This window comes from Pseudomonas sp. RW407 (genome assembly GCF_003176655.1).
Classification (GTDB): domain Bacteria; phylum Pseudomonadota; class Gammaproteobacteria; order Pseudomonadales; family Pseudomonadaceae; genus Pseudomonas; species Pseudomonas delhiensis.
On record NZ_QGSL01000106.1, the window covers coordinates 338,025 to 359,962 of the forward strand.

Annotated in this window: 17 protein-coding genes; 12 read left to right on the forward strand and 5 right to left on the reverse strand. The window is 68.9% G+C overall.

Annotation, left to right across the window (positions count from 1 at the left end; translation table 11 throughout):
* Positions 1 to 15: 15 nt before the first annotated feature.
* The gene (locus DK254_RS18405) at positions 16 to 2,109 is read right to left on the reverse strand and encodes a molybdopterin oxidoreductase family protein (protein WP_109934935.1); all 2,094 of its coding nucleotides are present in this window, start codon (positions 2,107 to 2,109) and stop codon (positions 16 to 18) included.
* 316 nt (positions 2,110 to 2,425) lie between these two features.
* On the opposite strand from DK254_RS18405, the gene argF reads away from it, so the two are divergent.
* Together argF and DK254_RS18415 are read left to right on the forward strand one after the other, a co-directional pair.
* Positions 2,426 to 3,343 (forward strand): ornithine carbamoyltransferase, encoded by a 918-nt coding sequence (gene argF / locus DK254_RS18410; RefSeq protein WP_109934936.1) that lies wholly within the window; start codon positions 2,426 to 2,428, stop codon positions 3,341 to 3,343.
* A 128-nt stretch (positions 3,344 to 3,471) separates the two neighbouring features.
* Positions 3,472 to 4,545: an ABC transporter ATP-binding protein gene (locus tag DK254_RS18415; RefSeq protein ID WP_109934937.1), complete on the forward strand. Its 1,074-nt coding sequence runs from the start codon at positions 3,472 to 3,474 to the stop codon at positions 4,543 to 4,545.
* Between the two features lie 330 nt (positions 4,546 to 4,875).
* Here DK254_RS18415 and DK254_RS18420 read toward each other — a convergent pair whose 3' ends face one another.
* Positions 4,876 to 7,758, reverse strand: a complete 2,883-nt coding sequence (locus tag DK254_RS18420) for an HD domain-containing phosphohydrolase (protein WP_109934938.1) — start codon at positions 7,756 to 7,758, stop codon at positions 4,876 to 4,878.
* Complete coding sequence (locus DK254_RS18425) at positions 7,755 to 8,606, reverse strand: ABC transporter substrate-binding protein (RefSeq protein WP_109934939.1); 852 nt, start codon at positions 8,604 to 8,606, stop codon at positions 7,755 to 7,757. Before DK254_RS18425 ends, DK254_RS18420 begins: the two co-directional genes overlap by 4 nt.
* A 491-nt stretch (positions 8,607 to 9,097) precedes the next feature.
* Here DK254_RS18425 and DK254_RS18430 point away from each other — a divergent pair, with 491 nt between their 5' ends.
* Both DK254_RS18430 and ppnN read left to right on the forward strand, forming a co-directional pair.
* Positions 9,098 to 10,000 (forward strand): alpha/beta fold hydrolase, encoded by a 903-nt coding sequence (locus DK254_RS18430; RefSeq protein ID WP_089394773.1) that lies wholly within the window; start codon positions 9,098 to 9,100, stop codon positions 9,998 to 10,000.
* A gap of 228 nt (positions 10,001 to 10,228) precedes the next feature.
* The gene (gene ppnN, locus DK254_RS18435; RefSeq protein WP_109934940.1) at positions 10,229 to 11,605 is read left to right on the forward strand and encodes a nucleotide 5'-monophosphate nucleosidase PpnN; all 1,377 of its coding nucleotides are present in this window, start codon (positions 10,229 to 10,231) and stop codon (positions 11,603 to 11,605) included.
* A 378-nt stretch (positions 11,606 to 11,983) separates the two neighbouring features.
* Here ppnN and DK254_RS18440 read toward each other — a convergent pair whose 3' ends face one another.
* Positions 11,984 to 12,412: a MarR family winged helix-turn-helix transcriptional regulator gene (locus DK254_RS18440; protein WP_109934941.1), complete on the reverse strand. Its 429-nt coding sequence runs from the start codon at positions 12,410 to 12,412 to the stop codon at positions 11,984 to 11,986.
* A gap of 77 nt (positions 12,413 to 12,489) precedes the next feature.
* Between DK254_RS18440 and DK254_RS18445 the strand changes: the two genes are divergently transcribed.
* The 4 genes from DK254_RS18445 (at position 12,490) to DK254_RS18460 (ending at position 17,416) form a co-directional block, all read left to right on the forward strand.
* Positions 12,490 to 13,224, forward strand: coding sequence for a siderophore-interacting protein (locus DK254_RS18445; protein ID WP_109934942.1), 735 nt, complete (start codon positions 12,490 to 12,492; stop codon positions 13,222 to 13,224).
* 218 nt (positions 13,225 to 13,442) lie between these two features.
* A complete protein-coding gene (locus DK254_RS18450; RefSeq protein WP_109934943.1) occupies positions 13,443 to 14,798 on the forward strand; it encodes an aromatic acid/H+ symport family MFS transporter in 1,356 nt (451 codons plus the stop codon).
* Between the two features lie 21 nt (positions 14,799 to 14,819).
* Entirely contained in the window at positions 14,820 to 16,082 is a 1,263-nt protein-coding gene (locus DK254_RS18455; RefSeq protein ID WP_109934944.1) for a gallate dioxygenase, read from the forward strand.
* Positions 16,083 to 16,171: 89 nt separating this feature from the next.
* Positions 16,172 to 17,416 carry an OprD family porin gene (locus tag DK254_RS18460; protein WP_109934945.1) on the forward strand — a complete coding sequence of 415 codons (1,245 nt, stop codon included), beginning with the start codon at positions 16,172 to 16,174 and terminating at the stop codon, positions 17,414 to 17,416.
* A 369-nt stretch (positions 17,417 to 17,785) separates the two neighbouring features.
* Here the strand turns inward: DK254_RS18460 and DK254_RS18465 are convergent, their stop codons facing one another.
* Positions 17,786 to 18,988, reverse strand: a complete 1,203-nt coding sequence (locus DK254_RS18465; RefSeq protein ID WP_177412080.1) for a PilT/PilU family type 4a pilus ATPase — start codon at positions 18,986 to 18,988, stop codon at positions 17,786 to 17,788.
* A 193-nt stretch (positions 18,989 to 19,181) separates the two neighbouring features.
* Here DK254_RS18465 and DK254_RS18470 point away from each other — a divergent pair, with 193 nt between their 5' ends.
* The 4 genes from DK254_RS18470 (at position 19,182) to DK254_RS18485 (ending at position 21,767) form a co-directional block, all read left to right on the forward strand.
* Positions 19,182 to 19,460 (forward strand): peptidylprolyl isomerase, encoded by a 279-nt coding sequence (locus tag DK254_RS18470; RefSeq protein WP_109934947.1) that lies wholly within the window; start codon positions 19,182 to 19,184, stop codon positions 19,458 to 19,460.
* A gap of 13 nt (positions 19,461 to 19,473) precedes the next feature.
* Positions 19,474 to 19,836: an MmcQ/YjbR family DNA-binding protein gene (locus DK254_RS18475; protein ID WP_109934948.1), complete on the forward strand. Its 363-nt coding sequence runs from the start codon at positions 19,474 to 19,476 to the stop codon at positions 19,834 to 19,836.
* Complete coding sequence (locus DK254_RS18480) at positions 19,833 to 20,390, forward strand: putative glycolipid-binding domain-containing protein (protein ID WP_109934949.1); 558 nt, start codon at positions 19,833 to 19,835, stop codon at positions 20,388 to 20,390. The genes DK254_RS18475 and DK254_RS18480 overlap by 4 nt, the downstream gene beginning before the upstream one ends.
* 177 nt (positions 20,391 to 20,567) lie before the next feature.
* Positions 20,568 to 21,767, forward strand: a complete 1,200-nt coding sequence (locus DK254_RS18485; RefSeq protein ID WP_109934950.1) for an MFS transporter — start codon at positions 20,568 to 20,570, stop codon at positions 21,765 to 21,767.
* Positions 21,768 to 21,938 lie beyond the last annotated feature (171 nt).

The following is a 21,938-nucleotide window of genomic DNA, read 5'->3' on the forward strand; positions in this document are numbered from 1 at the left end:
GCTTTACCGCCGACTTCAGGCCGCCTCCACCTCCACCGGCACGCCATTGAGCGCGGCGTTGCCGGACAGCGTGTCCAGGTGGCGCTCGTCGGTCAGGTCGTTGGCGCTGGCGCCGCCCTGTTCGCTGGCGATGGCCAGTTGCACCCCGGGGCGCGCGTGGCCCCAGCCATGGGGCAGGCTGACCACCCCGGCCATCACCTCGTCGCTGGCCGCCACCTCGATCTCGACGCTGCCCACCCGCGAGCGTACCCGCACCCGCTGGCCGTCCACCAGGCCGCGGCTGGCCAGGTCCTGCGGGTGCATCAGCAACTGGTGGCGCGGCTTGCCCTTCACCAGGCGGTGGTAGTTGTGCATCCAGGAGTTGTTGCTGCGCACGTGGCGGCGGCCGATCAGCAGCAATTGGCCCTCGGCCGGCGCCGGGGTGTCGGCGAAGCGCCCGAGGTCGGCGAGGAACAGCGCCGGCGCGGCCTCCACCTGGTGGCTGGCGGTCTTCAGCCGCGCTGCCAGGTTCGGCTGCAGCGGGCCCAGGTCGAGGCCGTGGGGGTGCTCGCGCAGGCGCGCCAGGCTCAGCTTGTGCTCGCTGGCATCGCCGTAGGGGCCGAAGCGCAGGCCCATGTCGATCATCTGCTCCGGCGGCGCCGTCGGCTTCAGCTCGGTGCCCTGGCGCGCGGCATAGGCCCTGGCCAGGCCGACGAATATCTCCCAATCGTGCAGCGCGCCAGCCGGCCGGGGCAGCACCGCCTCGTTGAAGCGGGTGACGTTGCGCACCGCGAAGACGTTGAAAGTGGTGTCGTAGTGCTCGTGCTCCAGCGGCGCTGTGGGCGGCAGGATGAGGTCGGCGTAGCGCGTGGTCTCGTTGATGTAGAGGTCGATGGCGAGCATGAACTCCAGGCCGTCCAGGGCCTGCTCCAGGCGCCGCCCGTTGGGGGTGGAGAGCACCGGGTTGCCGGCCACGGTGATGAGCGCGCGGACCTGGCCCTCGCCCTCGCTGAGCATTTCCTCGGCCAGCGCCGCCACCGGCAGCTCGCCGCCGTATTCCGGCAGGCCGGACACCCGGCTGCGCCAGCGGCCGAAGGCGCCGCCGGAGGTACTGGCCACCAGGTCCACCGCCGGCGTGGTGCAGAGGCTGCCGCCGACGCGGTCGAGGTTGCCGGTGACCAGGTTGATCAGTTGCACCAGCCATTGGCAGAGGGTGCCGAAGCGCTGGGTGGAGACGCCCATGCGCCCATAGCACACCGCCTTGTCGGCGGCGGCGAAGTCCCGGGCCAGGGCGCGGATATCCGCCGCCGGCACGCCGCAGCGCCGGGCCATGGCCTCGACGCCGAAGGGCGCCAGCGCCGCGCGCACCTCGTCCAGCCCGGCCACCGGCAGGTGGCTGGCGCGCCCCAGGTTCTCGCCGAACAGCACGTCGAGGATGCCCAGCAGCAAGGCCGCGTCCTGCCCCGGGCGGACGAACAGGTGCTGGTCGGCCAGCGCCGCGGTCTCGGTGCGCCGCGGGTCCACCACCACCAGGCGGCCGCCGCGGGCCTTCAGGGCCTTGAGGCGCTTTTCCACGTCCGGCACGGTCATGATGCTGCCGTTGGAGGCCAGCGGGTTGCCGCCGAGGATCAGCATGAAATCGGTATGGTCGATGTCCGGAATGGGGATCAGCAGGCCGTGGCCGAACATCTGCTGGCTGACCAGGTGGTGCGGCAGCTGGTCCACCGAGGTGGCCGAGTAGCGGTTGCGCGTCTTCAACTGGCCGAGGAAGTAGTTGCTGTGGGTCATCAGCCCGTAGTTGTGCACGCTGGGGTTGCCCTGGTACACGGCCACGGCGTCGTTGCCGTGGCGCTCGCGGATTTCCGCCAGGCGCGCGGCGACCAGCTCGAAGGCCTCTTCCCAGGCGATCGGCTGCCACTCGCCGCCGACCCGCCGCATCGGCTGGCGCAGGCGGTCGGGGTCGTTCTGGATGTCCTGCAGGGCCACCGCCTTGGGGCAGACGTGGCCGCGGCTGAAGCTGTCCTGCGCATCGCCCCTGATCGACAGGATGCGCTGTTCCTCGGTCTCGATGGTCAGGCCGCAGATGGCCTCGCACAGGTGGCACGCACGGTGGTGGAGGGTCTTGCTCATGGCTCGCCTCTTGTTGTTGCGCCGACCTTCGCGGGCCGGTCGTTACCAGAGCGAGCACTATGGAACGGCGCTGCGGCGAGCGCCACAAGCCTAAGTGCAGTGAATCGCGGGATATAGGCGCGAATCGGGGCCGCGCAGCTGCCCGGCGGGGCGCTCCGCGGCAAACTTGCGTGAATGCGTAATTTCCTTATAGGATCGCGTCTTCCCCCTAAATTTCCGCTGCATGCGGTCAGGCCGCAGGTTCAGTCCGTTTTTTCTCGAAAAGCCGGCCAGACCCTCGGTCGCAACTCTGAGAATAAGCAGTAGGTACTGAATCATGAGCGCAAGGCACTTCCTCTCGATGCTGGATTACACGACCGACGAACTCCTCGGTCTGATCCGCCGCGGCAGCGAGCTGAAGGACCTGCGCGACCGAGGCGTGCTCTACGAGCCGCTGAAGAACCGCGTGCTGGGCATGATCTTCGAGAAGGCCTCCACCCGGACGCGGATTTCCTTCGAGGCCGGCATGATCCAGCTCGGCGGCCAGGCGATCTTCCTCTCCCCGCGCGACACCCAGCTGGGCCGCGGCGAGCCCATCGCCGACGCGGCGAAGGTGATGTCGCGCATGGTCGACGCGGTGATGATCCGCACCTTCGCCCACAGCACCCTCACCGAGTTCGCCGCCAACTCGCGGGTGCCGGTGATCAACGGCCTGTCCGACGACCTGCACCCCTGTCAGCTGCTGGCCGACATGCAGACCTTCCACGAACACCGCGGCAGCATCGCCGGCAAGACCGTGGCCTGGATCGGCGACGGCAACAACATGTGCAACAGCTACATCGAGGCGGCCATCCGCTTCGACTTCCAGCTGCGCGTGGCCTGCCCCGAGGGCTACGAGCCCAGCGCCGCGCTGCAGGCCCTGGCCGGCGAGCGCGTGCGCGTGGTCCGCGACCCGCGCGAAGCGGTGGCCGGCGCGCACCTGGTGAGCACCGACGTCTGGGCCTCCATGGGCCAGGAAGACGAGGCCCAGGCGCGCCTGCGCACCTTCCGCCCCTACCAGGTGAGCCGCGAGCTGCTCGACGGCGCCGCCGCGGACGTGCTGTTCATGCACTGCCTGCCGGCGCACCGTGGCGAGGAGATCAGCGAGGACCTGCTGGACGACCCTCGCTCGGTGGCCTGGGACCAGGCAGAGAACCGCCTGCACGCGCAGAAGGCGCTGCTCGAACTGCTGGTCGAACACGCCCACTACGCCTGAGCCCTCATTGCCGCCGCACGGCCCCGGCCTGCCGTGCGGCACGGGGTCACCGGCATCGCGTTGGCGAGTAATTCTCATTCGCCACGTGTAAACTCTCTGCCTCCGCTTCTTTCTCCACGGCACCATCCATGACCCGACCGTTGTTGCTCGAACTCAGAAACCTCTCCTGTGGCTATGGGCAACAGCGCGTGGTAGAGGACGTCAGCCTGCACCTGAACGCCGGCGACATCGGTTGCCTGCTGGGCCCCTCGGGCTGCGGCAAGACCACCACCCTGCGCGCCATCGCCGGGTTCGAGCCGGTGCAGGAAGGCGAGATTCACCTGGCCGGCGAGACCATCTCGCGCCCCGGCTTCACCCTGGCGCCGGAGAAGCGCCGCATCGGCATGGTGTTCCAGGACTACGCGCTGTTCCCGCACCTGACGGTGGAGGACAACGTCGGCTTCGGCATCCGCAAGCACCCCGAGCGCCGGCGCATCGTCACCGAGCTGCTGGAGCTGGTGAAGCTCGACAAGCTCGGCCGGCGCTACCCCCACGAGCTGTCCGGCGGCCAGCAGCAACGCGTGGCCCTGGCCCGCGCGCTGGCCCCCGAGCCGCTGTTGCTGCTGCTCGACGAACCCTTCTCCAACCTCGACGTGGAGCTGCGCCGCAAGCTCAGCCACGAGGTCCGCGAGATCCTCAAGGCGCGCGGCACCAGCGCCGTGCTGGTGACCCACGACCAGGAAGAAGCCTTCGCCGTCAGCGACCAGGTCGGCGTGTTCAAGCACGGCCACCTGGAGCAGTGGGACACCCCCTTCAACCTCTACCACGAGCCGCAGACGCCCTTCGTGGCCAGCTTCATCGGCCAGGGCTACTTCATCCGCGGGCAGATGCTCGACCCGGACAGCGTGCAGACCGAACTGGGCGTGCTGCGCGGCAACCGCGCCTACAGCCTGCCCCAGGGCAGCGCGGTGGACGTGCTGCTGCGCCCGGACGACCTGGTCTACGCCCCGCAGGGCCCGCTGAAGGCGCGCATCGTCGGCAAGTCGTTCCTCGGCGCGGCCACCCTGTACCGCCTGCAACTGGCCACCGGCACCCTGCTGGAGTCGATCTTCCCCAGCCACGCCGACCACCAGCCGGGCGAGGAAGTCGGCATCGGCGTGGCCGCCGACCACCTGGTGCTGTTCCAGGCCGAGGGCAGCGTGGCGCTGGACTCGCCGCGCTGACGCGGCCCCCGGAGGGAGAGGGGCTGTTCGTGCCACCGGGGCGTCCGGCGTGGCCGGTGAATCCAATCGCGGACAAAGTCCGGCCCCACCCGCGCCATTCCCGTTGTAGGAGCGCGCCCTGCGCGCGAATCGCGGGCAGGGCCCGCTCCTAGGTGGAGGAGAAACGCCGTCGTAGGATGGGTTGAGCTTGCGATACCCATGCTGCCGTGGTGATGGGTATCGCTTCGCTCAACGCCATCCTACGAAAAGCCGTGTTTCCCTGAACCGTAGGAGCGGACTCTGTCCGCGATTCGGCGGATAACGCCGTAGTGAACAGCATTACGCTGCAGCTCAGGCCTTCTCCGCCTGGTCCGCCTCGACGATCGCCAGCAGCGCCGCCTCGTCCACCACGTCCATCTGCTCCGGGCGCAGGAAGCGCTCGCCGTATTCGCGGTAGACGCCGCTGGCCACGAACAGGCGGAACAGCCCCGCGTCCACGTGGCGGTCACGGGCCATGCAGGCGAGGATCTTCAGCGACTCGGAGAGCGTCTTCGGCGCCTTGTAGGGGCGGTCGGCGGCGGTCAGCGCCTCGAAGATGTCGGCGATGGCCATGATCCGCTCGGGAATGCTCATGTCCTCGCCCGACAGCCGCCGCGGGTAGCCGGTGCCGTCCATCTTCTCGTGGTGGTTGGCGGCGATGGTCGGCACCCGGCGCAGGTGCCGGGGCAGCGGCAGCGCGCTGAGCATCATCAGCGTCTGGACGATGTGCTCGTTGATCTTGAAGCGCTCCTCGTCGGTCAGGGTGCCGCGGCGGATGCCCAGGTTGTACAGCTCGCCGTAGTGGCTGGCGAAGGCCGGCAGGCGCATGTCGAAGCCCCAGGCGTTGCGCGGGTCGTCCCGGGCCACGGGTGGCTTGCGCTCGCCCCAGGGCACCTGGTGCGACGGCTTGTCGGCCAGCAGGCGCTCCTCCACCGGCAGCGGCTCGGCCGGCGTCGCCGCCAGGCGCTCGGCCTCGTCGTGGGAAATGCCGATGCGGTCGTCGAAGTGCCGCCACCAGCGGCGCTCGCCGATGCGCGCCAGGCGCTCGATGTCCTCGTCGCGCATGAACTCGCCGCCGACGTTGGCCTGGGCGACGAAGGCGAAGTCCTCGCGCAGCGCCTGCTGCTCGGCATCGCGCCGCTCGCGCAGGGCCGCCTCCTCGCCGCCCTCGGCGCGGCCGCGCCAGTAGCGGATGTCGGCGTCGCGCCAGAGCACCTCGAAGCGCATGCGGACCTCGTGCAGGCGGTTGTACAGGGTCTCCAGCTTGGTGGCCTTGTCCACCACGTACTCGGGGCTGGTGATCTTGCCGCAGTCGTGCAGCCAGGCGGCGATCTGGAATTCGTAGCGCTCGGCGTCGCTCATGGCGAAGGCCGCGTAGGGCCCGTCGCGGTCGTCGATGGCCTTCTGCACCAGCATGTCGGCCAGCTGCGGCACCCGCTCGCAGTGGCCGCCGGTGTAGGGGCTCTTGGCGTCGATTGCATCGGCCAGCAGCTTGATGATCGCGTCCAGCAGGCGCTGCTGCGCCTCGATCAGCTGGCGCGTCTCGATGGCCACGGCGGCGGCCCCGGACAGCTCCTCGACGAAGCGCTTGAACGGCCGCCGCGGCTGGCGCCGGCGCTCGCCCTCCTCCTGCAGCTGCAGCACCAGCATGCCCAGCAGCTCCTCGCTACGGTTGCGCAGCGGCACCTCCATGTGCCGGCCGCGGCCGCTCAGGGCCTGGTCCACCAGGCTGGCCAGCTGCGCCTCGTCGAAGCCTTCGATGAGCAGCGACTGCGGGTAGTGCCCGCCGTTCACCGCGCAGGCCTGCGCCAGGCGGTTGTCCTGCTCCTGCAGCAGGTACACCGCGCCGCCCCGCACGCCGGTGGCCTCCACCAGGCGCGTGAGCACCTCGGCGAGCATGCTGTCCAGGCGCGTCTCGCGGCTCAGGCTCAGGGTGATGCCCTGGAAGTTGTGGATGGTCCGCGACATGCCGCCGAGCACCCGGCTCAGCTCGCGCACCTCGCGGATCTTCGAGTCGACGCCCACCGGCCGGGCGAAGTCGAAGGCCGCCAGCGCGCCCACCTGGTCGGCCAGGGCCCGCAGCGGGCGGGCGATGCGCCGGCCGATCAGCCAGCCGAGCAGCAGCAGGACCAGCAGCAGCGCGCCGCTCCAGGCGGCCTGGCGCAACAGCACCTGGCGCGCGCCGGCCAGCAGTTCGTCGGCCGGGATGCCGATCAGCACCCGCGCCTGGCCGCTGGCGAAGTTCACCAGCGGCACCCAGATGCCGTACCAGTCCTCGCCCGCCACCTGGTAGCGCTGCGGCGTGCCGGCTGGGCCGCCGAGCTCCACCAGGCGCTCCAGGCTGGGCACGCCGAGTTCGTCGAGGTGGGCCAGGCGCACCTCGTGGTCGTCGTGGCGCAGCAGGCGCCCCAGGTCCGGGTAGGCGATCACCGTGTTCTGCGCGCCGAGCACCGCCAGCTCGGTGTTGGCGGTCTGGCGCAGGTCGCCCATCTCGGTGGCCAGGTCGTCCACCGAGGCGTCCATGCCGATCACCGCCGCGCCGTCGACGCTGCGCAGGGCCAGGGTCAGGCCGATCTCCTGGGTGGTGAAGAACACGTAGGGCTGCGTCAGCACCGTGCCCTTGCCGGTGTAGGCGTCCTTGTACCAGGGACGCTGGCGCGGGTCGTAGCGGTAGTCGGGGCGTTCCTGGCGCTGCAGCAGTTGCAGCCGCGCATCGTAGAAGCGCCACTCGCCGACCAGCGCGCCCTGCTCGCCGAGGGTCTGGCTCTGCACCAGGTAGAGGGTCTTGTCCGGCGCCTTGAGCGCCTGCCGCGCCTTCGCCGTGCGCAGGGCGCGGATCAGCAGGAACTCGCCGTTCGGGTAGCCGACGTAGAGCGCGCTCAGGGTGCGGTTGGCGCGCAGGTTCTCCGCCAGCATGGGCAGGCGCTCCAGGCGCGCCGGCAGGTTGTCGGTCTGCGAGATGCCGTCGTAGCTGAGCAGGCGCAGGGTGTTCTGCGCCGGGTCGAGCAGGCGGCGGATGCGCTCGTTGACCGTCACCCCCAGTTGCGCCGCGGACTCGCCCGCCGCCGTCACCAGCGCCCCTTCCACGCCGCGGTAGCCCTGCACCAGCAGCGACACGGCCAGCACCAGCATGCTCAGGATGATGGCGCCGGTCACCAGGACCTGCAGGGGAATGCCGCGCTTGTCTGCCCTCATGGTGCCTCGTCCTGTTCGCCGAGCCCATCGGGCGTCGGTCGGTAGCCGTTGTCGAGAAGCGACGCCGCGACGTCCAGCGGCGCGTTGCCGAGGAAGATGCGGGCCAGCGAGCCGTCCAGCCGCAGGTCCTCGAACAGGCGCTGCCACTGCGCGCTCTGCGCCGCACTGAAACGCCCGCGGGCCAGCACCAGGCTGCGCGGCACGCCGGTCCCGCGGGCCACGTCGATGCCGCGGAAACGGTGACGCAGCGCCGGGTCGTGGAGCAGGCCGGCCAGGCTCAGCTCGTGGCCGATCAGCCCGTCCACCTCGCCCCCCAGCAATGCGTTGAAGCAGGCCGTCTCGTCGACGTATTCGCGCACCCGCCCCTCGCTGCGCAGGATGCGCAGCATGGCGTCCAGGTAGGGGCCGTGGTTGTAGCCGGCGACCGCGCCCAGGCGCACGCCCGGCAACGCGTGGAAGTCGTCCAGGCTGTGCAGGTCGGCGGACAGGTCCAGCGGCACTATCAGCCGCTCGCGCAGGTGCAGGTAGGGCACGAAGTAGGCGTAGCGGCGTTGCTCGGCGGTGGCCACGGCGCTGGTGGCCATGTCCAGTTCGCCACGCTGCAGGGCCGTCCAGATCTGCGCCCGTGGCCGCACCGAGACCTCGAAGGCGCAGCCGGTGCGGCGCGCAAGCTCGGCCACCAGGTCAGCGTCCAGGCCCTTGCCGTCGTGGTAGAACACCTGGTTGCGGTAGAACGCCAGGCGCACGGGTTGCGTGCAGCCGTAGCGATCATCCGCGGCCGCGGGCAGGCACAGGCAGGCCAGCACGGCGAAAGCCAGCCCGGTTCGCAAAACAGGGTGCACGACCATGAATCCGACCCATCCATTGTGTCGGCCAGGGAGGAGCGCAACGACCTCTTCCGCGGCTGGAGGATTCGCAGGAAACGACTGAAGGAAAGTGTAATAGGGCGCTGGCCTTTTGCCGGAAAAACGCAGTTCGTCGGATTCCCGGTCGACGGCAGTGGGAAAACGCCCGGCACAGGGTTGCGGTCGACGAACCGTCCTGCTTAACTCTGCCCCATGCGTGACTCATCGGTCACGCATCACGTCCAAGAAGATTTTTCCGCCCGGCACTTCCCCGCCCGGCCTTTCCTACCTGCCTCGAAAGCCCCCGCGCACGGCCCTCGAAAAGAGGTTCGACGCTTCGCTTTTGCAATTATAAGTTTTTGAAAATAAAGAAAATATGAACTTTCGCCGGGTGACATGAAGCTGTCACCTCGAGGCGTTTTCCTTCTGCCTGGTAGTTCTCTCGCACCCGATCGTGGGGTGCATCCATTCGAGCTGCGTATGGAGGAAGCGACATGAGGCCGGAAACCGCCGTCGTCGAGATTCTGCAACACCGGGTATACACGGAGTTCCACGCCAACAGGGAAGCACGCCAGACCATCATCCTGGTCAACGGCTCGCTGTCCACTACCGCCTCCTTTGCGCAAACGGTGAAATACCTGCAACCGCACTTCAACGTGGTCTGCTACGACCAGCCCTATGCCGGCGGGTCCAAGGCGCACAACGACTGCCGCGAGTTCATCAGCAAGGAGTACGAGGCGCAGCTGCTGCTGGGCCTGATCGAGCACTACCGCGCCGACGTGGTGATGTCCTTCTCCTGGGGCGGGGTGGCCACCCTGCTGGCCCTGGCGCAGCGCCCGAGCCGCATCCGCAAGGCGGTGATCAGCTCCTTCTCGCCGCTGCTCAACGCCTCGATGCTGGACTACCTGCACCGCGGCCTGGACTACCTCGGCGCCTGCGACCGGCCGAACGTCGCCAACCTGGTCAACGACACCATCGGCCGCTACCTGCCGCAGTTGTTCAAGCGCTACAACTTCCGCCACGTCGCCGGCCTGGACGATCACGAGTACCGGCAGATGCACTTCCACGTCTGCCAGGTGCTCAAGCTCAGCGCCGAGAGCTACATGGAGAAGTTCGCCGCCATCGACATCCCGCTGCTGTTCGTCAATGGCGAGCTGGACATCTACACCACCCCGGCCGAGGCCAAGCTGTTCCAGCAGCTGATCCGCGATTGCGAGTTCCGCACCATCCGCAACGCCGGGCACTTCATCGACGTCGAGCACAAGCAGGGCTGGCAGGACACCCGCGACGCCCTGCTGGGCTTCCTGAAACCGCAGCGCCAGCCGGTCAGCCTGTCCCTGGGCAACGGCTACCTGCCCAACCACGAGGGCATTCCGCTGGCCGCCCTGGCCGGCTGAACGCCCCTTCCCCGTCGTCCGGCTCCCGCCTCCCGGCGGGCGGCCGAGGCCGGCCCGCAGCCGTGATGGCAATCCGCAGGGCTCGCCGCCTCGCTCCCCACGCACTACTATCCGGATAAGCCCCACCCTCACCGGGCCGCCCTTGCGGCCACACCGGGGCAGGACACCGCCAGCGCGCGGTCGAGTACCCAGGTGCCCTCCCGGGCATCCGCACCAATGGAAGCTGTAATGTCCCCCAGACCCACCATCAATGCCTCGGTCAGCCCCAAGGGCACCCTCGAAACCCTGTCCCAGCGCGAAGTCCAGCAACTCAGCGAAGCCGGCTCGGGCAGCGTCTACCAACTGTTCCGCCAGTGCGTCCTGGCCATCCTCAACACCGGCGCGCGCATCGACAACGCCAAGACCATCCTCGACGCCTACCGCGACTTCGAGGTACGCATCCACCAGCAGGACCGCGGCGTGCGCCTGGAACTGGTCAACGCGCCGGCCGACGCCTTCGTCGACGGCGAGATGATCGCCGGCACCCGCGAGATGCTCTTCAGCGCCCTGCGCGACATCGTCTACACCGCCAACGAACTGGACGACCAGCGCGTCGACCTGCACACCTCCCAGGGCATCACCGACTACGTCTTCCACCTGCTGCGCAACGCGCGCACCCTGCGCCCGGGCGTGGAGCCGAAGATAGTCGTGTGCTGGGGCGGCCACTCCATCAGCACCGAGGAATACAAGTACACCAAGAAGGTCGGCCACGAGCTGGGCCTGCGCAACCTGGACGTGTGCACCGGCTGCGGCCCGGGCGTGATGAAGGGGCCGATGAAGGGCGCCACCATCGGCCATGCCAAGCAGCGCCACCACGGCGGCCGCTACCTGGGCCTGACCGAGCCGGGGATCATCGCCGCCGAGGCGCCCAACCCCATCGTCAACGAGCTGGTGATACTGCCGGACATCGAGAAGCGCCTGGAGGCCTTCGTCCGCGTCGGCCACGGCATCATCATCTTCCCCGGCGGCGTCGGCACGGCGGAGGAGTTCCTCTACCTGCTGGGCATCCTCATGCACCCGGACAACCAGGACCTGCCCTTCCCCCTGGTGCTCACCGGCCCGCGCAGCGCCTCGGCCTACTTCGAGCAACTGCACGCCTTCGTCGGCGCCACCCTGGGCGAGGCGGCGCAGCGGCGCTACCAGATCATCGTCGACAACCCCGCCGAAGTGGCGCGGCACATGGCCCAGGGCCTGAAGGAGGTCAAGCAGTTCCGCCGCGAGCGCAACGACGCCTTCCACTTCAACTGGCTGCTGAAGATCGACGTCGGCTTCCAGCGCCCCTTCGACCCCACCCACGAGCACATGGCCGGCCTGCAGCTGAGCACCGACCTGCCGCCCCATGAACTGGCGGCCAACCTGCGCCGGGCGTTTTCCGGGATAGTCGCCGGCAACGTCAAGGAAAAGGGCGTGCGGGCGATCGAGGAGTTCGGCCCCTACGAGATCCACGGCGAACCGGCGCTGATGCGCCGCCTGGACGAGCTGCTGCACGCCTTCGTCAAGCAGCACCGGATGAAGCTGCCGGGCGGCGCGGCCTACGAGCCGTGCTACCGGGTGGTGGAGGGTTGATACGCGCCATGTCCCTGTAGGAGCGGGCCCTGCGCGCGAATCGCGGGCAGGGCCCGCTCCTACGGGGGCCGCTATTGCGCTCGGGCATCGGCCAGCTTTTCGTAGGAGCGAGCTTGCTCGCGAACGAGGTAACCGGCGGCGCCGCTGCCATGCCAACCTCCGCGCCCTCTCCCTAACCCTCTCCCTGAAGGGAGAGGGGACCGTTGGGCAGAGTCTGCTGTTATGACGTCAGCCGGTTAGCCCGGCAGGTTCCGGCTGAAACCATCACTTCTCTCGGCACGGACTAGCCCCCTCTCCCTTCAGGGCGGGGCGCGCAGCCGAGGGCTGGGGAGAGGGAACGGCGCCCACCCACCCCACCAAAACCACCGGCGAGCCCCCTCACTCCCCCTGCAGATTCGCCTCCACCCGCGCCAACAACCCCTGCAACTGCGCCCGCTCCTGCGCGCTGAAGCCCCGCACGGCCACCTCCGAGAGATGCCGGCCCTGGCCTTCCACCTCGGCGTAGACCGCATCGCCTTCGGCGCTCAGGCTCAGGCACACGCTGCGCTTGTCCAGCGCGTCGGCGCTGCCCTCCAGCAGGCCCTTGTTGCGCAGCCCCTGGATCAGCCGGGCGATCTGTGCCTTGTCGCGGCCGCTGTGCTCCACCAGTTGGCGTTGGGTGGCGCCCGGGCGGCGGGCGAAGAAGGCCAGCACCTTGAACTCCATGTGCGTCAGGTCGTGGGGGCCGTCGCGCAGTTCGCGGTACTGCCGCGAACGGTACAGGTGCATGACGGCATGGATGGTTTCGAGAACGTCGTCGGCTTTCATGGCTATACGGTTGACTTTATCAACTAATGATTCTTATGATCGTTGATATTATCAACCATAGCTCAAGAGGGCCACCCATGACCCAAGCCACCCAGCAACGCCGCGTGCACCGCGTCCGCCACGAACTGCGCATGCGCGAAGTGCAGGTCGCCCGCCGCGAGCAGCTCAGCCCGCATTTCGTCAGCCTCACCTTCGCCGGCGAGGCCCTGGCCGACTTCGTGTCCGCCGGCTTCGACGACCACGTCAAGTTCATGTTCGAGGACGACGACGGCAGCATCGTGCGCCGCGACTACACCCCGCGCCGCTTCGACGCCCAGGCCCGCGAGCTGACCCTGGAGTTCGCCCTGCACGGCCACGGCAAGGCCTGCCAGTGGGCCGAGCAGGCCCAGGTCGGCGACAACGCGGTGATCGGCGGCCCGCGCGGCTCGATGATCGTCCCGCCAGACTTCGACTGGCACCTGTTCGTCGCCGACGCCACCGGCCTGCCCGCCGTGCACCGGCGCCTGGAGGAAATGCCGGCGGGCACCCGCGCCATCGTCCTGCTGCAAGTGGAGGCGGCCGACCGCCGCCGGTTCGCCACCGCCGCCGACCTCCAGCTGCAATGGTTCGACGACGACCAGGCCTTGCTGGCCGCCGTCGAGGCCCTGGCCCTACCCACCGGTGAAGGCTTCGCCTGGGGTGCCGGCGAGGCCGCGGCCATGGTCCGCGTGCGCAACCTGCTGCTGGACAAGGGCCAGCCGAAGGAAGCCATGCGCGTCGCCGCCTACTGGCGCCAGGGCCAGGCCGACTACCACGAGGAACTCGGCCAGTGAAACGCACCCGCCAGGCGTCGCCGGCCCCGGCCGACGCCTGTGCAAGCACCTCATAAACAAAACCGATACCCGCTTAAGGATTTCCCAGAGGCAGCCCCCGCCCCTTGAGCCTTACAGTCGCCCCACGCCGAAAAACGGCGAGGTGATTCCTGCCGGTCATCATCGTTTTCGAAGCCTGTTGGAATTTTCACCACTACAAGAACAAAAGGTGAACGCGAATGCTCAAGCAAAACCCCGGCGGCACGCAGACTGTCGACGTCAAAGACTGGATCGACAGCCGCCCGATCTCGCCCTACCAGTGGCTGGTCCTGTCCCTGTGCTTCCTCATCGTCCTGTTCGACGGCTTCGACGTGGCCGTGATGGGCTTCATCGCCCCGTCGCTGATGCAGGAGTGGGGCCTGTCCCGCGCCGCCTTCGGCCCGGTGATGAGCGCCGGGATGATCGGCCTGGCCATTGGCGCGCTGACCGCCGGCCCCTACGCCGACCGCCTCGGGCGCAAGAAGGTGCTGCTGATCGCGGTCACCGGCTTCAGCCTGCTCAGCCTGGCCTGCGCCTTCGCCCGCAGCCCCTACGAACTGGCCATCCTGCGCCTGCTCACCGGCGTCGCCCTGGGCGCCGCCATGCCCAACAGCACCACCCTGCTGGCCGAATACCTGCCCGAGCGCAGCCGCTCGCTGCTGATTACCATCATGTTCACCGGCTTCAACATGGGCTCGGGCCTGGGCGGCTTCCTCGCCGCCTGGCTGATCCCGCACCACGGCTGGCAGGCGGTGCTGCTCGCCGGCGGCCTGCTGCCGCTGGCCCTGCTGCCCTTCCTGCTGTGGCTGCTGCCGGAATCCGCCCGCTTCATGGCCGCGCACAAGGCCCCGGCCGAGCAGATCGCCGCGGCCCTGGCGAAGCTGGGCGGGCGCTTCGCCGCCGACACCCGCTTCACCGTCAGCGAACCGCCGGTGCAGCACAAGGCCCCGGTGCGCCTGCTGTTCACCGAGCGCTACCGCCTGGGCACCCTGGCGCTGTGGGCCACCTACTTCATGGGCCTGCTGGTGATCTACCTGACCATGGGCTGGCTGCCCACCCTGCTGCGCGACGGCGGCCTGTCCATCGAGCGCGCCGCCACCATCACCGGGCTGTTCCAGATCGGCGGCACCGTCGGCGCCATCGTGGTCGGCTGGATCATGGACAGGCGCAACCCCAACCGCGTCATCGCCATCGCCTACGCCCTGGGCGGCCTGTGCATCGTGTCGCTCGGCGCGCTGAGCCTGGAGTCCAGCCTGCTGGTGGTGGGCGTGGCCGCCGCCGGCTTCTGCATGAGCGGCGCGCAGACCGGCCTCAACGCCTTCGCCCCGGGCTACTACCCCACCGAGTTCCGCGCCACGGGGGTAAGCTGGATGCTCGGCATCGGCCGCTTCGGCGCCATCTTCGGCTCGCTCGTCGGCGGCGCGGTGCTCAGCCTCGGCCTGGGCCTGCCGCTGCTGTTCACCTTCCTCGGCCTGCCGGCGTTCGCCGCGGCCCTGGCGATCCTGGCCAACGGCCACGCCCGGCGCCGCGCGAGCCAGGCCCTGGCCGCGCAGTAACCTGAACCAGAGGACCCCGTCATGGCACGCATCATTGGTGGCCTAGCCGTCTCCCACACCCCGACCATCGGCTTCGCCGTCGACCACGACAAACAGCAGGAGGCGGCCTGGGCGCCGATCTTCGAGGGCTTCGAGCCGATCCGCGCCTGGCTCCAGGAGCAGCGGCCGGACGTGCTCTTCTACATCTTCAACGACCACGTCACCTCGTTCTTCTTCGACCACTACAGCGCCTTCACCCTCGGCGTCGACGACCAGTACGGCGTCGCCGACGAGGGCGGCAACCCGCGCGAGCTGCCGCCGGTGGGCGGCCACGCGGCGCTGTCGCGGCACATCGGCGAAAGCCTGATGGCCGACGAGTTCGACATGAGCTTCTTCCGCGACAAGCCGCTGGACCATGGCTTCTTCTCGCCGATGTCGGCGCTGCTGCCCTGCGCCGACGGCTGGCCGCTGCAGATCGTCCCGCTGCAGGTCGGCGTGCTGCAACTGCCGATCCCCAGCGCGCGGCGCTGCTACAAGCTGGGCCAGGCCCTGCGCCGCGCCATCGAGAGCTACCCGGAGGACCTCAAGGTCGCCATCGTCGCCACCGGCGGCGTGTCGCACCAGGTCCACGGCGAGCGCTGCGGCTTCAACAACCCGGAATGGGACGCACAGTTCATCGAGCTGCTGGTCGACGACCCCGAGCGCCTGACCGCGATGACCGTCGCCGAATACGCCACCCTCGGCGGCATGGAAGGCGCCGAGGTGATCACCTGGCTGATCATGCGCGGCGCGCTTTCCGCCCGCGTCGACAAGCTGCACCAGGACTACTACCTGCCGTCCATGACCGGCATCGCCACCCTGCTGCTGCAGAACCGCGACCAGGCCCTGCCGGCCCCGGCCATCGAGCGCCACCGCCAGCACATGCGCCACCAGCTGGCCGGCGCGGAGCAGCTCGAAGGCACCTACCCCTACACCCTGGAGCGCAGCGCCAAGGGCTACCGGCTGAACAAGTTCCTCCACCGCATGATCGAGCCGCAGTGGCGCCAGCGCTTCCTCGCCGAGCCCGAGGCGCTCTACGCCGAGGCCGGCCTTTGCGAGGAAGAGCGCGACCTGCTGCGCCGCCGCGACTGGCGCGGGCTGATCCACTACGGGGTGATCTTCTTCGTGCTGGAGAAACTCGGCGCCGTGCTCGGCGTGTCCAACCTGGACATCTACGCCGCCATGCGCGGCCAGAGCCTGGAAGACTTCATGAAGACGCGCAACCAGCAGGTGCGCTACTCGGTGGCCGGCAAGGCCCCGCGCTGACCCCACTCTAGCCAGCTTCCCCGCCCACCAGCGACGCCACCGCGCCGCTGGCCGGCAACGCTTTGCCCAAGAAACGGAGAACAACAACAATGATCCGCCCGACCAAGCACCGTCTCGTCTGCACCCTGGCCCTGGCCGGTACCACCCTCCCCGCCTTCGCCGATGGCTTCCTGGAAGACGCCAAGTCCAGCCTGACGCTGCGCAACTTCTACATGAACCGCGACTACACGGGCGACGCCGCCCAGGGCAAGGCCGAGGAGTGGACGCAGAACTTCATCCTCGACTTCAAGTCCGGCTTCACCCAGGGCACCGTCGGCCTCGGCATGGACGTGCTCGGCCTGTACAGCGTCAAGCTCGACGGCGGCCGCGGCACCGCCGGCACCCAGCTGCTGCCGGTGCACGACGACGGCCGCCCGGCCGACGACTTCGGCCGCCTGGCGGTGGCCGGCAAGGCGCGGCTGTCGAAAACCGAGCTGAAAGTCGGCGAATGGGCCCCGGCGCTGCCGATCCTGCGCTCCGACGACGGCCGCTCGCTGACCCAGACCTTCCAGGGCGCGCAGTTGACCTCGAAGGAAATCGCCGGCCTGACGCTGTACGGCGGCCAGTTCCGCCAGAACAGTCCGCGCAACGACGCCAGCATGGAGGACATGAGCCTGTTCAACCGCACGGCCTACACCTCCGACCGCTTCGACTTCGCCGGCGGCGAATACCGCTTCAACCAGGAGCGCACCCTCGTCGGCCTGTGGAACGCCGAGCTGAAGGACATCTACCAGCAGCAGTACCTGCAGGTGCAGCACTTCCAGCCGCTGGGCGACTGGGTGCTGGGCGCCAACCTCGGCTATTTCTGGGGCAAGGAGGACGGCAGCGCCCGCGCCGGCGACCTGGACAACCGCACCGCCTCGGGGATGTTCTCCGCCAAGGTCGGCGCCAGCACCTTCTACCTGGGCCTGCAGAAGGTCATGGGCGACGACGAGTGGTTCCGCGTCAACGGCGCCAGCGGCGGCACCCTGGCCAACGACAGCTACAACTCCAGCTACGAGAACGCCAAGGAGCGTTCCTGGCAGCTGCGCCACGACTACGACTTCGCCGGCCTCGGCGTGCCCGGCCTGACCCTGATGAACCGCTACATCCACGGCAGCAACGTGCACAACGCCAGCACCGACGACGGCACCGAGTGGGGCCGCGAAAGCGAGCTGGCCTACACCGTGCAATCGGGGCCGCTGAAGACGCTGAACGTGAAATGGCGCAACTCCACCATGCGCCGCGACTGGGGGCGGACCAACAGCTTCGACGAGAACCGGTTGATCGTCAGCTATCCGCTGGATCTGTTGTAAGAACGTAGGGCGTACAACCGTTCGCGGTTGTACGCCGATACACCCGGCCCTATGCCCAACTTCACGGACGGGAACGGAGCACCCTCGAACAGGCGCTCCGTGCTCGAATCCGCAGCACGCCGGGGATCACGGTCAAACGGCGGATAACCGCGAACGGTTATCCGCCCTACGTCAGGCCCACCCGGTGATGTAGGGCGTACAACCGTTCGCGGTTGTACGCCGATACACCCGGCCCCATGCCCGACTTCACGGGCGGGAACGGAGTGCCCCCAAACAGGCGCTCCGTGGCCGAATCCGCGGCGCGCCGGGGATCACGGTCAAACGGCGGATAACCGCGAACGGTTATCCGCCCTACGCCTCGCCTACCTTTCAACCGCCCTTCTTGTCTTCCTCGTCCTCGGCCTTGATCTCTTCCAGGGCCAGCTCCAGGCCCCAGCTGGAGGCTTCCACCGCGGGTGCGGCCGGGGCCGCCGGCTGGGTGCCGGCCGCCTGGGCCGTGGCGCTGGCCGGATTGTCCCGGTGCAGCTTGAGCTTCAGCCGCAGGTTGTTCGCCGAGTCGGCGTTCTTCACCGCCTCCTCCTCGCTGATCGCGCCTTCCACCGCCAGGTCGAACAGCGCCTGGTCGAAGGTCTGCATGCCCAGGGCGCGGGACTTGTCCATGATCTCCTTGATCGAGCTGAAGTCGCCGCGCTTGATGATGTCGCTGATGGTGGCGGTGCCCAGCAGCACCTCCACCGCGGCGCGGCGCTTGCCGTCCTGGGTGCGCACCAGGCGCTGGGAGACGAAGGCCTTGAGGTTGTTGCCCAGGTCGTTGAGCAGCTGCGGCCGGCGTTCCTCGGGGAAGAAGTTGATGATGCGGTCCAGCGCCTGGTTGGCGTTGTTGGCGTGCAGGGTGGAGATCGCCAGGTGCCCGGTGTCGGCGAAGGCCAGGGCGTGCTCCATGGTCTCGCGGTCGCGGATCTCGCCGATCAGGATCACGTCCGGCGCCTGGCGCAGGGTGTTCTTCAGCGCGGCGTGGAAGCTGCGGGTGTCCACCCCCACCTCGCGCTGGTTGATGATCGACTTGCGGTGCCGGTGCACGTACTCGATGGGGTCCTCGATGGTGATGATGTGCCCGCCGCTGTTGCGGTTGCGGTGGTCGATCAGCGCCGCCAGGGAGGTCGACTTGCCCGAGCCGGTGCCGCCGACGAAAAGCACCAGGCCGCGCTTCTCCATCACCACCTTGAGCAGCACCTCGGGCAGCATCAGGTCCTCGAAGCGCGGGATGTCCAGCTTGATGTTGCGCGCGACTATGGACACCTCGTTGCGCTGCTTGAAGATGTTGATGCGGAAGCGTCCGACGCCGGCGACCGAGATCGCCAGGTTCATCTCCAGCTCGCGCTCGAACTCGGCCTTCTGCTCCTCGTCCATGATGGCGTCGGCGATGCGCGCCACGTCGCCGGCCTTCAGCGGCTCGCTGGACAGCGGCTTGAGCACGCCGTTGAACTTGGCGCAGGGCGGCGCGCCGGTGGACAGGTAGAGGTCGGAACCGTCCTGGCTGGACAGGATCCGCAGCATCGCTTGGATTTCCATCTGTATTGCATCCGCACGCTAGGAGGAGGCGCCGTCCGCAAAGGGCGGTCGCTTGTAGGAATAATCGCCAGACTCTAGGTAGAGCCAGGGGCGGGCACAATGCCAGCCCCGGAGAAATGCGATATACGTCACCGCCCTTCGGCCAGGCGGCGGAAGGTACAATCAGCCTTTTCCGTCAGCAGAGAGCCACCCCATGCCCGTCGCCATGGCCCGCCACATCCTGGTCAAGACCGCCGCCGAGGCCGAGCAGCTCAAGCAGCGCCTGGCCAGGGGCGAGGACTTCGCCACCCTGGCGAAGAAACACTCCACCTGCCCCTCCGGCAAGCGCGGCGGCGACCTCGGCGAGCTGCGCCCCGGGCAACTGGTGCGCAGCGTCGACGCGGTGGTCTTCAAGAAGCCGCTGAACGTCGTGCACGGCCCGGTGAAGAGCCAGTTCGGCTACCATCTGGTGCAGGTCTACTTCCGCGGCTGACGCCGGAGAACCCATGACGCCCGACCAGATCGCCCGCTTCTGCCTGCAACTGCCCGGCGCCCGCGAGGACATCAAGTGGGGCAGCAACCGGGTGTTCTCGGTGGCCGGCAACAAGATGTTCGCCATCCTCGACTTCCTCGACGAAGGCCGCGGCGGCCTGGCCTTCAAGGTCGGCCCGGAACTCTTCCTCGGCTTCGTCGACCGCCCCGGCATCCGCCCCGCACCCTACCTGGCCCGCGCCTACTGGATCGCCATGCAGCGCCCCTACCCCATGGGCGCCGACGAGCTGCGCGAGGCCCTCACCCGCTCGCACCAGCTGGTGGTCGCGCGCCTGCCCAAGCGCCTGCGCCTGGGCCTGCTGCTGGACCCGGCATGAACCGCCAGCTGACCTGGGAAGGCCTGTGGCAGGCCCCGCCGGCCAGCTGGGAGCGCCTGCTGCTGCAGGACGGCCGCGCCGACAGCCAGCTGCGCGTGGCCGCCGCCGACGGCCAGCCGCCCTACCAGCTGGAGTACCGCCTGGAATGGGATGCCGACTGGCGCCTGCGCGAAGCCGAGCTGCTGGTGGAGGGCGAACACCTGCGGCGCCAGCTGGTGCTGCTGGCCGACGGCCGGGGCCGCTGGACGCTGGGCGACGGCAGCCCGCTGGCGGAGCTGGACGGCTGCCTGGACATCGACATCTGGCCCAGCCCCTTCACCAATACCTTCCCGATCCGCCGCCTGGGCCTGGCCGACGGCCAGTCGGTGGCCCTGGACGTGGTCTACGTGGAAGCGCCGCAGCTGCGGCCACGCAGGATGCACCAGGGCTACACGCGCCAGGATGCCCACCACTACCTGTACCGCAACCTGGAGGGCACGGACTTCCAGGCGCTGCTGGAGGTGGATGGGCAAGGGCTGGTGCTGGACTACCCGACGTTGTTCCAGCGGGTCTGAAAGAGCGTTCGCGAGCAAGCTCGCTCCTACAAGGGGCGCCCGCTCTTCGTAGGAGCGAGCTTGCTCGCGAACCAAGGCCGAGCGACGAATCCTTCAGGTAGTTCGTTAGCTAGCTTTCCTACAAGCCGGCGGCGGTTCATCATGCCCCTCCCCTCTCCGCCCCTGCTGTTCACGTCCATGTCCGCCGATACCGCCACGCCCCGTTCCAACGCCGCCATCACGCTCGAGGTGGTGTCGGTGGTGCTGTTCACCTTCCTCGCCTACCTGACCATCGGCATCCCCCTGGCCGTGCTGCCGGGCTACGTGCATGGCGACCTGGGCTTCGGCTCGGTGCTGGCCGGGCTGGTGATCAGCGTGCAGTACCTGGCCACCCTGCTCACCCGCCCCTACGCTGGCAAGGTGATCGACAACCTCGGGCCCAAGCGCGCGGTGCTCTACGGCATGCTCGGCTGCGCCGGCAGCGGCCTGCTGATGCTGCTTTCGGTGTGGCTGCAGGACATGCAGGCACTGAGCCTGGGTTGCCTGCTGCTCGGCCGGATGATCCTCGGCACCGCCGAGAGCCTGGTGGGCACCGGCGCCATCAGTTGGGGCATCGACCGCGTCGGCTCGCTGCACACCGCCAAGGTGATCTCCTGGAACGGCATCGCCAGCTATGGCGCACTGGCCGTGGGCGCGCCCTTCGGCGTCCTGCTGGTGCAGCACCTGGGGCTGTGGAGCATGGGCGCGGTGGTGATGCTGCTGGCCGCCATCGGTTTCGCCCTGGCCTGGCCCAAGCGCGCCGCGGCCATCGTCCACGGCGAGCGCCTACCCTTCCACCACGTGCTCGGCCGCGTGGCTCCCCACGGCACCGGGCTGGCCCTGGGCGGCATCGGCTTCGGCTGCATCGCCACCTTCATCACCCTGTACTACGCCAGCCGCGGCTGGGGTGGCGCGGTGTACTGCCTGAGCGCCTTCGGCGCCTGCTTCATCGGCGCGCGGTTGCTGTTCGCCAGCGCCATCAACCGCCATGGCGGCTTCGCCGTGGCCATCTGCTGCCTGCTGGTGGAAAGCCTCGGCCTGCTCCTGCTGTGGCTGGCCCCGGGGCCCTGGTCGGCGCTGGCCGGCGCGGCGCTGACCGGTTTCGGCTTCTCCCTGGTGTTCCCCGCCCTGGGCGTGGAGGCGGTGCGCCTGGTGCCGGCTTCCAGCCGCGGCGCGGCGCTGGGCGCCTACTCGCTGTTCATCGACGTCTCGCTGGGCATCACCGGCCCGCTGGCCGGCGCCATCGCCAGTGCCTGGGGCTTCCGGGCGATCTTCCCGTTCGCCTGCGCCGCCGCGATCATCGGCCTGGGCCTGAGCCTGTGGCTGCAACGGCGCAACAACGCGCAGCCCCTTGCCTGAGCGGGAACCAGGCTCCCAATTTCGCGTAGGCGCTTTCGCAAAAACGCGCCAACCCTTCGAAATTCCTGGATTTTATCCACGTTCTGCTATCATCGCGCGCCATCGGGGCCTGTGAGGGGCCTCGTGACCATCCAAGAAACGCCAGCACCCAGCGTCGCCGGCCCCGGGTTG